The sequence below is a fragment of the Streptomyces lincolnensis genome, from assembly GCF_021173675.1.
Taxonomy (GTDB): Bacteria; Actinomycetota; Actinomycetes; order Streptomycetales; family Streptomycetaceae; genus Streptomyces; species Streptomyces lincolnensis_B.
In genome coordinates, this window is the sequence record NZ_JAIHON010000009.1 from 51,413 (window position 1) to 63,588 (window position 12,176).

At 70.6% G+C, this 12,176-nt stretch carries 9 protein-coding genes and 1 pseudogene; 5 read left to right on the forward strand and 5 right to left on the reverse strand.

What is annotated here, in order from left to right; all coding sequences use genetic code 11:
- The first annotated feature begins 4 nt into the window (after positions 1-4).
- Positions 5-1,057 (forward strand): helix-turn-helix transcriptional regulator, encoded by a 1,053-nt coding sequence (locus K4B79_RS26715; RefSeq protein WP_308280511.1) that lies wholly within the window; start codon positions 5-7, stop codon positions 1,055-1,057.
- Here K4B79_RS26715 and ctaD read toward each other — a convergent pair.
- Positions 954-2,627 (reverse strand): annotated as a pseudogene (gene ctaD / locus K4B79_RS26720) (aa3-type cytochrome oxidase subunit I); the annotation flags it as partial. The gene K4B79_RS26715 and the pseudogene ctaD overlap by 104 nt on opposite strands.
- Positions 2,628-3,055: 428 nt before the next feature.
- Between ctaD and K4B79_RS26725 the strand changes: the two are divergent.
- Positions 3,056-3,271 (forward strand): I78 family peptidase inhibitor, encoded by a 216-nt coding sequence (locus tag K4B79_RS26725; RefSeq protein ID WP_232029477.1) that lies wholly within the window; start codon positions 3,056-3,058, stop codon positions 3,269-3,271.
- A gap of 113 nt (positions 3,272-3,384) precedes the next feature.
- On the opposite strand, the gene K4B79_RS26730 is transcribed toward K4B79_RS26725, so the two are convergent.
- Positions 3,385-4,386 (reverse strand): phosphatase PAP2 family protein, encoded by a 1,002-nt coding sequence (locus K4B79_RS26730; RefSeq protein ID WP_232029478.1) that lies wholly within the window; start codon positions 4,384-4,386, stop codon positions 3,385-3,387.
- Positions 4,387-4,624: 238 nt separating this feature from the next.
- The gene (locus tag K4B79_RS26735) at positions 4,625-5,779 is read right to left on the reverse strand and encodes a mannosyltransferase family protein (RefSeq protein WP_232029479.1); all 1,155 of its coding nucleotides are present in this window, start codon (positions 5,777-5,779) and stop codon (positions 4,625-4,627) included.
- Positions 5,780-6,039: 260 nt separating this feature from the next.
- Between K4B79_RS26735 and K4B79_RS26740 the strand changes: the two genes are divergently transcribed.
- Positions 6,040-7,653 (forward strand): MFS transporter, encoded by a 1,614-nt coding sequence (locus tag K4B79_RS26740; RefSeq protein WP_232029480.1) that lies wholly within the window; start codon positions 6,040-6,042, stop codon positions 7,651-7,653.
- A 146-nt stretch (positions 7,654-7,799) separates the two neighbouring features.
- Positions 7,800-8,990: an acyl-CoA dehydrogenase family protein gene (locus tag K4B79_RS26745; RefSeq protein ID WP_232029481.1), complete on the forward strand. Its 1,191-nt coding sequence runs from the start codon at positions 7,800-7,802 to the stop codon at positions 8,988-8,990.
- Between the two features lie 52 nt (positions 8,991-9,042).
- Here the strand turns inward: K4B79_RS26745 and K4B79_RS26750 are convergent, their stop codons facing one another.
- The gene (locus K4B79_RS26750; protein ID WP_232029482.1) at positions 9,043-9,480 is read right to left on the reverse strand and encodes a cell division protein SepF; all 438 of its coding nucleotides are present in this window, start codon (positions 9,478-9,480) and stop codon (positions 9,043-9,045) included.
- 299 nt (positions 9,481-9,779) lie between these two features.
- On the opposite strand from K4B79_RS26750, the gene K4B79_RS26755 reads away from it, so the two are divergent.
- Positions 9,780-11,003 (forward strand): DUF5685 family protein, encoded by a 1,224-nt coding sequence (locus K4B79_RS26755; RefSeq protein WP_232029483.1) that lies wholly within the window; start codon positions 9,780-9,782, stop codon positions 11,001-11,003.
- A gap of 12 nt (positions 11,004-11,015) precedes the next feature.
- Here the strand turns inward: K4B79_RS26755 and K4B79_RS26760 are convergent, their stop codons facing one another.
- Positions 11,016-11,969 carry an ABC transporter substrate-binding protein gene (locus K4B79_RS26760; protein ID WP_232029484.1) on the reverse strand — a complete coding sequence of 318 codons (954 nt, stop codon included), beginning with the start codon at positions 11,967-11,969 and terminating at the stop codon, positions 11,016-11,018.
- Positions 11,970-12,176: the final 207 nt, after the last annotated feature.

A 12,176-nucleotide genomic window follows, 5' to 3' on the forward strand; every position in this document is an offset into this window, starting at 1 on the left:
GACCATGTTGGAGACCTCGGCACGGCTGCTGCGTCTGCTCTCGCTGCTCCAGGCCCACCGCGAATGGTCCGGCGCCGCCCTGGCGGAGCGCCTCGACGTCACCCCGCGCACGATCCGCCGGGACGTGGACCGGCTGCGGGAGCTCGGATACCCCGTCAACGCCAGTCCGGGCACCGGCGGCGGCTACCAGCTGGGCGCGGGCGCCGAACTGCCCCCGCTGCTGCTGGACGACGACGAGGCCGTGGCCGTCGCCGTGGGGCTGCGCACGGCCGCCGGACAGGGCGTCGACGGCATCGGGGAGACGTCGGTGCGGGCCCTCGCCAAGCTGGAGCAGGTCCTGCCGGGCCGGCTGCGCCGCCGGGTGAGCGCCCTGAACGCCTTCACGGTGCCGATGCTGCGCGGCCCGCTGCCCTCGGCCGCCGACCCGGCCGTCCTCACCGAACTGGCCAACCTGTGCCGGGACGCCGAGCGCCTGCGCTTCGAGTACCGCGACCACGAGGGCACCCCCACCCGCCGTACCGTCGAACCGCACCGCCTGGTGTGCAGCGAGCGCCGCTGGTATCTGGTGGCCTGGGACCTCGACCGCGACGACTGGCGGACCTTCCGCGTCGACCGCGTCACGCCGAAGCCGCCGCACGGGCCGCGCTTCGCCCCGCGCACCCCGCCCGCCCAGGACCTGGCCGCCTATGTCTCCCAGGGCGTCTCCACCCGCGTCTACGCCGCGCACGCCGTCGTCCGGCTCTTCGCGTCCGTCGAGGAGGCCGCCGAGCGGATCTCACCGACCGCCGGGACCCTGGAAGCCGACGGCCCCGACACCTGCATCCTGCGCACCGGCGCCGGGAGCGTCGACGTGATGGTGATCCACGTGATGCTGCTGGGCTTCGAGTTCGAGGTGCTGGAGCCGGCCGAGCTGACCGAGGCGATCCGGACGGCTAGTGGCCGCCTCGCTCGCGCGCTTGCTCGCTCTTCGGCTCGGGCTGTGGAGCCTCGGCCGCGTACTGCGGATGGTGCAGGTCGAACGCCGGGGACTCCGAGCGGACCCGGGGCAGCGTCGTGAAGTTGTGCCGCGGCGGCGGGCAGGAGGTCGCCCACTCCAGGGACCGGCCGAAGCCCCACGGGTCGTCGACGTCGACCTTCTTGCCGTACTTCGCGGTCTTCCAGACGTTGTAGAGGAACGGCAGCGTCGAGATGCCGAGCAGGAAGGCGCCGATCGTCGACAGCGTGTTGAGGGCGGTGAAGCCGTCGGCGGCCAGGTAGTCGGCGTACCGGCGGGGCATGCCCTCCGCGCCCAGCCAGTGCTGCACCAGGAACGTGGTGTGGAAGCCGACGAACAGCGTCCAGAACTGGATCTTGCCCAGCCGCTCGTCGAGCATCTTCCCGGTGAACTTGGGCCACCAGAAGTAGAACCCGGCGAAGGTCGCGAAGACGACCGTGCCGAAGACGACGTAGTGGAAGTGCGCGACCACGAAGTAGGTGTCGGTGACGTGGAAGTCCAGCGGCGGCGACGCCAGGATCACCCCGGTCAGACCGCCGAACAGGAACGACACCAGGAAGCCGACCGCCCACAGCATCGGCGTCTCGAAGGACAGCGAGCCCTTGAGCATGGTGCCGGTCCAGTTGAAGAACTTCACGCCCGTGGGCACCGCGATCAGGAAGCTCATGAAGGAGAAGAACGGCAGCAGCACCGCGCCGGTGGCGAACATGTGGTGCGCCCACACGACCACCGACAGACCGGTGATCGACATCGTCGCCGCGACCAGCGTCAGATAACCGAAGATCGGCTTCCGGCTGAACACCGGAATGATCTCCGTGATGATGCCGAAGAACGGCAGCGCGATGATGTACACCTCGGGATGCCCGAAGAACCAGAACAGGTGCTGCCACAGGATCGCCCCACCGTTGGCCGCGTCGAAGACCTGCGAGCCGAACCGCCGGTCCGCCTCCAGCACCAGCAGGGCCGCCGCCAGCACCGGGAACGCCAGCAGGATCAGGATCGACGTGAACAGCGTGTTCCAGACGAAGATCGGCATCCGGAACATCGTCATGCCGGGGGCGCGCATCCCGATGATCGTGGTGATGAAGTTGACCGCGCCGAGGATCGTGCCGAAGCCGGACAGCGCCAGACCCATGATCCACAGGTCGGGGCCGACACCGGGGGAATGCGCGGAGTCGTTGAGCGGCGCGTAGGCGAACCAGCCGAAGGCGGCGGGGCCCGAGGGCACCAGCAGCGAGCCGAGCACGATCAGGCCGCCGAACAGGAACAGCCAGTACGACAACATGTTCAGCCGGGGGAAGGCCACGTCCGGCGCGCCGATCTGCAGGGGCATCAGCTCGTTGGCGAAGCCGGCGAAGCTCGGGGTCGCGAACAGCAGCAGCATGATCGTGCCGTGCATGGTGAACAACTGGTTGAACTGCTGGTTGTCCACCAGTTGCAGCCCCGGCCGGGCCAGTTCGGCCCGCATCAGCAGTGCCATGACACCGGCGATCAGGAAGAACCCGAACGACGTGATCAGGTACAGGTGCCCGATCTTCTTGTGGTCGGTGGTGGTCAGCCAGTCGACGACCACACTGCCGTGCCGCTTGCTCCGCACGGGTCCTGCCGTCGCCTGCGCGGTCTGCGTCCCCATCGCTCGCTCGCCCCTTCGCTCGTCGCGCCCCGGGCCCCGAAGCCCGCGCCACGCGTACCCGCGAGCTCACGCCATGATGCTCGCGCCGTCGCACACTCCGACAGGGGGCGTACCGGGGATCTGTGCCGCGCCCGTGTATTCCCTATGTGGCGTCAGTTCCCGCCGACACCCGCGGAATCGGCCGGAGAAAGGGACCCGGGACGGTTCTCCCGGGAACTTTCCGCCGGGCTATTCGCTGGGCCGGTGCGACACGCGGGAATTACGTTCGATTCCCTGCGGAAGGACCAGTGAACCGCTCGTACGTGTGACTGGGATTGCCCGAAACGCGTGTCGTGATTCTGTGACAGAAGCGTGACCGGAGAGGGACGCGTGACGCGGGGTGCGGGGCCGGACTTCCCCGGCCGACGGACAGGGCCTAGCGTGGGCCCATGGCACCCATTCCGACACCTCCCGCCGAACCCGACGACAATCCCGACAGCTACGTCGGTCTGGATTCCGATGGCGCCGAACGGCTGGCGCGCGAGCGGGGGTGGTCGGCGGTGCGCTCGCTGCCGCCGGGGGCCATCATCACCATGGAGTACCGCGTGGGACGGCTGAACTTCGAGGTGAAGGACGGCCGGGTGACCCGCGCCTGGAAGGGCTGACCGCCCGCCCGGCACATGACGACGGCCCCGGTTCCTCGGAAGGAACCGGGGCCGTCGTCATCGCGGGGCGGTTGTGCGTACCGAACCCCGCTCCAGTGTCCGTCGGGAGCGCGTCAGCCGCCCGTCAGCGGGCGAGGCGTCGAGGCCGCACCCCGTACGACGCGGTCCGGGTGCGGTGGCCGGCGGCTGCCCGCCGGGGTGACCGGGGTGCGCTCCGCGCGGGTGCTGTGCGGGCCCGGGGCCAGGTAGACCGGTGCCCGGGACGAGCGGGCCGCGGTCTCGTTCTGGGGGGCGGTGCGCGGCTTGAGCCGTACGGGAGTCTCCACGGGCGACAGCGGGGCCCTGGCCGGGGCGCCGCGGCGGGCGCGCCAGCGGTCGCGCAGATCGAAGATCTCGGCCTCGGCCCGGTCGATCAACGGCTCGAACCAGGGCAGCGCCAGCAGGATCAGCAGACCGGCGGCCCAGCCGAGGAGCACGTCGCTGAGCCAGTGCGTACCGAGGTAGACGGTGGCCATGCCGACCCCGAGGGAGACCACCGCCGACAGGGCGGACAGCCAGCGGCGGGCCCGCGGGGTGGAGGCCAGGTAGGCCAGGATCCCCCAGGTCACCACGGCGTTGGCGGTGTGGCCGCTGGGAAATATATCGCCGCCCAGGCCCATCTCGTTCGAGCCGATGGTGGTCGCGTAGTGCGGACCGAGTCTGCCCATGCCGTACTTGGCGGCGCCGACCGTGATGTTCAGCAGCAGCAGGGAGGCGCCCAGGGTCAGCAGCGGGCGCAGGGTGTGCTGTCTCCAGGAACGCCAGCCCAGCCAGGCCGCGACCATCACCGCGGTCGGGCCGCGCTGGCCGAGCACCACGTAGTAGTCGACGAACCAGTGGATCTCCGACCACTGCTGGTACGGGCGGAAGAACATGACCTGCCAGTCCAGACGGACCAGCCAGGACGTGATCACGACGGCCCACACGATCGCCAGATAGAAGGCCAGGGTCGCCAGGAGCAGCACGACCCGGTGCCGGCTCATCCTCGGCACATCGATGTGGGCCGGCCGTTCCGGCTCACGGTCCAGCCTCGCGAACACCCGGTCCAGACGGGTGAGCTTTCGTTCGGTACGCACCCAATCGACGTTACAGCGAGTGAGCGCAGTTCCCGGTCGAATCCACGGCTTTGTGATGACGATGTGATGTGGGATTCCTCTCAGCGAGAGGTTTATTTCCGAGGAATCCGTAATGGTGAGGGGCTGCGCCCTTCAATTCCTTTGATCGTTTCGGGTGACGGTTTTAGGTGGCTTATGAATTCGTTCACCGAATCATGGGCTGGAATTATCCGGACGCTCATCGAGGCCCCGGAGTGGATCATGGCGGACCGGAGCCGTTCAGCCAGAACGCCCCGTAGAGCGCCGAGGCGACGGCGATCACGCTCAGCACCGCCGTCGACCTGGGCCGACGCAGCCGGGCGAGGGCCAGGGCGAGGGGCAGCAGCAGGGGGAAGGCCGGCAGCAGCAGGCGCGGTTTCGAGCCGAAGTAGCTCGACGCGCACAGGGCTAGGGCGGTGACGACCCCCGCGTACACCAGGAGCGGCAGCGGCTGGCCCTGCCGTACGCAGACGACATACAGCCAGACGACCAGCCCGACCCCGACGATCAGGCCCACGCCCGCCAACGCGGAGGGAAACGACGTGAACTTGTCGGCGACGAACCGGGCGAAGGCGTAGCCGCCGTCGAAGCCGTTGCGCCAGCCCGCCTGGACGTCGAGATAGCCGAACGGACCCTTGCCGGTGTGATGGCCGACCCACAGGACGTAGGCGGCGGCGCCGAGAGGGGCGAGCAGCATGCCGAGTGCGCGGCGGGCGGTGGTGGCGCCCGGGGACTGCCGGTCGCGCAGGTGCGCGGCGATCGCCGCCGCCCACAGCGCCGCGACCACCGCGAGTCCCACCGGGCGGGTCAGTCCGGCCAGGGCGGCCAGGGCGCCCGCGGTCACCCAGCGGCCGGTGAGGACCGCGTACAGCGACCAGGCGGCCAGGGCGGTGAACAGGGACTCGCTGTACGCCATCGACTGCACGATCCCGACGGGCAGCACGGCCCACAGCAGGACCGCGCAGACGCCGACGCGACGGCCGTAGACGTGGTCGGCGACCGCGAAGATCCCCCAGGCCGCCGCCAGGGACGCGACCAGGGAGAGCGCGAAGCCCGCGTCGGCGTACGACAGCGGGGTCGTCCTGGCCAACAGCCGCTCCAGCCAGGGCAGGAGCGGGAAGAAGGCGAGATTGGAGTGCACGTCGCCGTTCGGCAGACGCACCTCGTAGCCGTAGCCCAGTTCGGCGACCCTGGTGTACCAGAGGGCGTCCCAGCGGGCGGTCAGCAGGGTGTACGCGCTCTTGTCGCGCGCCGCGCTCCACAGGGCCAGCGTCAGCAGCCCCAGGGCACGGACGGCCGCGTACCCCAGGAGGGCGGGGGCCGCCCGGCGCAGGGCCGTGGCGCGGGGCGTCGCGCGCGTCTCAAGATCGGTCACGGGCCCGATTATCGACCGCGGGGTGCACCGCCGGACCCGGCGGGGCGGGTCGGCGGGGGAGCGGAGTGGCGTACGCCACACGTGTTCCGTCGGAAGTCTGAGAGGTCCGCCACTCGGCTTTGGCGCGAACTCGCGTACGCTGACGTGTCACTCGCGTTTGCTGCGCGGGCCGGAGACCACCGCTCCTCTCCGGCCGAGTCGCGGGGAGTCCCCACCCCGTGAGCCCGCCGAACGCGAGGGAACATCTGGGAGGTACGTACATGTCCGGGACGACCACGGCCGCCGTCGGGCTGCGCCGTCGGGCGGCCGGGGCCGGTGCCAACCGCTGGGTCGTCCTCGTCGTCCTCTGTGTCAGCCTGCTCCTGGTCGCCGTGGACGCGACCGTGCTGCACGTCGCGGTGCCCGCCGTCACCGAGGACCTCAGGCCCGGCGCGATAGAGCTGCTCTGGATCGTCGACGTCTACCCCCTCGTCTGCGCCTCGCTGCTGATCCTGTTCGGCACGCTCGGCGACCGCGTCGGCCGCAGGCGCGTCCTGCTGCTGGGCTACGGCCTGTTCGGCGTCGCCTCCGCCCTGGCGGCGCTCGCCGAGACCGCCCAGGTGCTGATCGTGGCGCGGGCGCTGCTCGGTGTCGGCGGCGCGATGATCATGCCCGCGACGCTGTCCATCCTCCGCCAGGTCTTTCCCGACCGGCGTGAGCGGGCGCTCGCGATAGGCATCTGGAGCGCGGTGGCCGCGGTCGGCGCGGCCGTCGGACCACTGCTCGGCGGCTTCCTGCTGGAGCACTTCTGGTGGGGTGCGGTCTTCCTCGTCAACATCCCGCTCATGATCGTCAGCCTCCCCGTCGGGCGACTTCTGCTGCCCGAGTCGAAGGGTGACCGCAACGGCCCGTGGGACGTGGTCGGGGCGCTGCTGGCGGCGGCCGGCCTGTTCGCCCTGGTGCTGGGCGTGAAGCGGCTCGGCAGCGGCGACCTGGACGTGTACTCCGTGGTGCCGCTGCTGGCGGGCGCGCTGCTGGTCGTCCTCTTCGTACGGCGTCAGCGGCGGCTGAAGCATCCCCTGGTGGACCTGCGGATGTTCGCCCGGCCGGCCTTCAGTACCTCGGTGGGCTGCATCGTGCTGGCGATGCTCGCGCTGGTGGGCCTGGAGCTGATCGCGGCGCAGTACCTCCAGCTGGTGCTGGGACTGTCCCCGCTGGAGACCGGGCTGCGGCTGCTGCCGCTGACCGTCGCGGCGATGGCCGCCGGACTGGCGGGCGCGCGGATGCTGCGGCGGTTCGGGCCGCGCCGGATGGTGAGCCTCGGCTTCTGCCTGACCGCGGTGGCGGTGGTGCTGCTGACCGCGATGGGCGGCGAGGACAACACGGGCCTGCTGCTGTTCGGCTTCGTCCTGCTGGGCTTCGGCCTGGAGACGACCCTGTTCGGGGCCTACGAGTCGATGCTCAGCGAGGCCCCGCCGGAGCAGGCGGGCGGCGCGGCCGCGATCGGCGAGACCTCCTACCAGCTCGGTGCGGGCATCGGCATCGCCCTGCTCGGCAGCGTGATGAACGCGGCCTACGCGCCCGGACTCAGCTCCGTGCCCGGGGTGCCCGCGTCCGCGTCCGCGGCGGCGGGGCACTCACTGGGGGAGGCCTACGAGATCGCCGACCGGCTCGGCGGACCCGCCGGTGTCGCCCTGCGCCGCACCGCCCAGGAGTGCTTCGTGCACGGGCTGCACGTGACCCTGCTGGTGAGCGCGGGCCTGCTGCTCCTGGGCGCGGCGATGGCGCTGCGCCTGCCGCGCACCATGCAGTGCGGCGACGAGGAGCCCGGGACCGTGGAGCTGCCCTCGCCCAGGGAAGTCAGCGAATCCCGCGAATCGCGCGTCACCGCCTGACGCCCGGGACGGCCGGGTTCTTCGGGCGGCCGGGTCCTCTGGTGGACGGCCGGGTCCTCTGGACGTGCGGAGGACCGCGCCGTAACGTCGGCCCCAGAGTCGTAACTAGCGCTGCTAGTTTTGAGTTTCCTGCCGGAGGGTGCCCCATGTCCGCGTCCACCAAGCTGCCCCCCTTCGACCCCGCCGACCCCCTCGGGATCGACGACCTGCTGGAGCCGGAGGACCTGGCGATCCGGCAGACCGTGCGGGACTGGGCCGCGGACCGGGTCCTGCCGTATGTCGCCGAGTGGTACGAGCAGGGGGAGTTGCCCGGCATCGGGGAACTCGCCCGCGAACTCGGCGGGATCGGCGCGCTCGGCATGTCGCTCACCGGCTACGGCTGTGCCGGCGCCAGCGCGGTGCAGTACGGGCTGGCCTGTCTGGAGTTGGAGGCCGCCGACTCCGGGATCCGCTCGCTGGTCTCCGTGCAGGGCTCGCTCGCGATGTACGCCATCCACCGGTTCGGGAGCGAGGAGCAGAAGCAGACCTGGCTGCCCCGCATGGCCGCCGGTGAGGTCATCGGCTGCTTCGGGCTGACCGAGCCGGACCACGGCTCCGACCCCGCCGCCATGCGGACGTACGCCAAGAAGGACGGCACGGACTGGGTCCTGAACGGGCGCAAGATGTGGATCACCAACGGCTCCGTCGCCGGGGTGGCCGTCGTGTGGGCGCAGACCGACGAGGGCATCCGCGGCTTCGTCGTCCCCACCGACAGCCCCGGCTTCTCCGCACCGGAGATCAAGCACAAGTGGTCGCTGCGCGCGAGCGTCACCAGCGAGCTCGTGCTCGACGACGTACGGCTGCCCGCCGACGCGGTGCTGCCGGAGGTCGTCGGACTGAAGGGGCCGCTCAGCTGTCTCTCCCACGCCCGCTACGGAATCGTCTGGGGTGCGATGGGGGCGGCGCGGGCCTGTTTCGAGGCGGCGGTCGACTACGCGAAGTCGCGGGAGCAGTTCGGCCGGCCGATCGGCGGCTTCCAGCTCACCCAGGCCAAGCTCGCCGACATGGCGGTCGAGCTGCACAAGGGGATTCTGCTCGCCCACCATCTGGGGCGGCGCATGGACGCCGGCCGCCTGCGTCCCGAGCAGGTCAGCTTCGGCAAGCTCAACAACGTCCGCGAGGCCATCGACATCTGCCGCACGGCCCGGACGATCCTCGGTGCCAACGGGATCTCGCTCGAATACCCCGTGATGCGGCACGCGACCAACCTCGAATCGGTGCTCACCTACGAAGGCACCGTCGAGATGCACCAGCTGGTGCTGGGCAAGGCGCTCACCGGACTCGACGCGTTCCGGTAAAGCCTCTCGGTGGACCCTGCGTGCGGGGGCAGGGCCGGTGAGCGGCCCTGCCTCAGCTCTGGTTGAAGAAGCCGTCCGAGCGGTGCGCGGCCGGGTCGCCGTTCACGATCTCCGTGTTGGCGGGGGTCAGCAGGAACACCCGGGTGGAGACCCGCTCGATCGAACCGCGCAGGCCGAAGATCAGCCCGGCCGCGAAGTCGACGACCCGCTTGGCGTCGCCGGCCTCCATGGCCGTGAGGTTCATGATGACCGGGACACCGTCCCGGAACAGCTCGCCGATGGCACGGGCGTCCCGGAAGCTGTCCGGCGTGACCGTGCCGATCCGACGGCCCTTCTCCTCCGCCACGTCCGACGCCACCTTGACCCGCGGGTCGGTGACCCAGGCCTCCCCGGGCTCGGCCCCTTCGGAGTAGTCGTCGTCGTAGTAACGCTCGTCATCGTTGTCGTCAACGAGGCCCAGCCAGGCACTCGCCTTGCGCACCGATCCCATGGACGCCTCCTCTCACAGCGGTCTTTCTTGCTTTCCGCATCCCTATGGTCATCCATGATGCGGACGTCGCGCCAAGTGGATAGACGCCGCGCGGGGGGTTTGTGACGGTACTGGTGCACAGCGGATTCGTACAGAGTCCATGTGTCCCAAGGGTCGTGTCGTAAACGGCTGCTGACTGTGAGTGAAATATGATTCTTCACGGCGTATGGGTGAGGGACGGTGCGTATGGGTGAACCGAGCACCGGTACGATGCCGCAGCTCAGCGCGGTTCAACGTCGCACGCACCACGGGGGGATGTCGTGTTCGGAATGGTCAGACCCTGCTCGCACCGGCTGGGCCGGAGCCTGAAGGACCAGTGGATGGCGCATTTGTGCGGGCTGTGCCTCGCGCTGCGCACGGACCACGGGCAGTTCGCTCGGCTCGTGACGAACTATGACGGGCTGCTGATATCGGTTTTGACGGAGGCTCAGGCGGAGAAATCCGCCGGCGGACGTCGTACGGCGGGACCCTGCCCGTTGCGGGGAATGCGCACCGCCTCCGTCGCGCACGGCGAGGGGGCGCGGCTCGCGGCGGCCGTCTCGCTGGTGCTCGCCTCGGCCAAGGTGCGCGACCATGTCGCCGACGGGGACGGGCTGCTGGCCCGCAGGCCGGTGGCGGTCGCCGCCCGCCGGATCGCCACCAGCTGGGGGCGGGCAGGGGAGGCTTCCGGTCTCGGCGTCGGGTTCGACACCGCCGTCCTGGTCGACGCCGTGGACCGGCAGCTCGGCATCGAGACGCTCGCCGGGCCCGGAACGCCTCTGCTGACGGTCACCGAGCCGACCGAGACCGCGACCGCCGCGGCCTTCGCGCACACCGCGCTGCTGGCCGGGCGGCCGGGCAACGTCCAGCCGCTCGCTGAGGCCGGACGCCTCTTCGGGCGACTCGCGCACCTCCTGGACGCCGTGGAGGACCGGGAGGCCGACGCCGTGTCGGGTGCCTGGAACCCCCTCGCGGCGACCGGGACGTCCTTGGCGCAGGCCCGACGGCTCGCCGACGACGCCCTGCACGGGATCCGGCTCGCGCTGCGCGAGGTCGCGTTCACGGACGCGGGGCTCGCGCACCTGCTGCTCGTGCACGAGCTGCGGCGCTCGGTGGACCGGGCGTTCGGCACCGTGCCCGTGTGCGCCTCCCATCAGCACGGGCCGTCCGGGTCGTCCGGTCAGTCCGGCCCGCACGATCCGTACGGGCAGCGGTCGTCCGAGGGCGGGAATCCGTATGCCGGTGGGAACCCCTTCGCGGGCGGTGGGGGAGCGCCGGGCGATGGCGGGGGTGGAGGCTTCGGCGGGTTCGGGGGCGGGCCCGCGCCTCAGCCCCCGAGGGGGCGGCGCGGGTTCTGGGCCGGCTGCGGGATGTTCTGGCTGCTGTGCTGCACCTGCAAACTGTGCTGCGCCAAGGAGTACGAGGGCCCGTGGTCCCGCAAGAAGCGCGAGGGCGTCTGCCGTGACTGCGACGACGGGTGCGACTGCTGCTGCGACTGCTGTTAGGGCGGCCGGACGTCACTGGTCCTTCCGTTCCGGCAGTTCCGGCGGGGAGATCTCGGACTTGGTGAGGGCCGAGCCTGTCGTGTTCCACTTCTTCAGGATGTCGGCGTACGTGCCGTCCGCGATGAGTCTGTTCACGGCGGCCTGGAAGGCGGGGGCCAGCTTCGTGCCCTTCTTGAAGGCGAAGCCGACGTCGAGGCGGTGGAATTCGTTGAGGAACTTCAGGCCCTGCTGGTGGGCGACGGCGTAGCGCAGGCCGTTGATCGTGGACATCACGATGTCGCTGCGGCCCTGTTGGAGCGAGGACCAGATGGCGCTCTGCTCGCTGTAGGTCTGCACCTCGTAGGCCTTCTCGCCGGCGTCGGCGCACAGGTGCCTGTTCTTCTCCAGGGTGGCCTCGAAGGTGGTGCCCGCGCCGGTCGCCACCTTCAGGCCGCACAGCTGCTGGAGGTCGGTCACCGGGGAGAGCCTGCTGTCCCGGCGGGTGGCGAAGCCCTGGCCGTCGTTGATGTACGTGACGAAGTCGATCGCCCTGCGGCGCTCGTCGGTGACGCCGAAGTTGCCGACGCCGACGTCGTACTTGCCGCTGTCCAGGGCGGGCAGGATCGCCTCGAAGCTCGCCTGTTCCGTCCTGAGGCGGAGGCCGAGGACCTTGGCGACGGCGCGCGCGAAGTCGACGTCCTGGCCGGCCAGGGTCGTGCCGTCGTCCAGGATCGAGGTACCGGGCGGCTGGCCGGAGACGCTGACCGCGAGGGTGAGGGTTCTGGTGCCGGAGGGCAGCAGTCTCGCCGCCGCCCGGTCCTCCTTGACGGCGGAGACGACGTCCGTGGTGGGGATCGCCTCGGACCGCGCCGAGGCGTTGACGGCGTCGTCCGTGCCGGCACCGCACCCGGTCAGCAGCAGAGTGCCCGCGGTGATGAGAGCGAAGGGGATGAAGAGGGCGTTTCGGGCACGCGTGGGCGTACGCATGGCGTGGCGGTCTCCTGGGAGCGAGAAAGCGCTGAGTGAGGGGAGGGCGCTGAGTGAGGGGAGGGCGAGGGCGCGTGTGAAGGCGAAGCAGAAAGAGGTGCTGGAGAAAGCGAATGCGAAAGGCGCCCTACGGAATCAGGGCGCGCAGCGGGGTCGGCTCAACAGGAGGAGGACCACACGCGACCGAAGTCGATGTGGGAGCGCTTG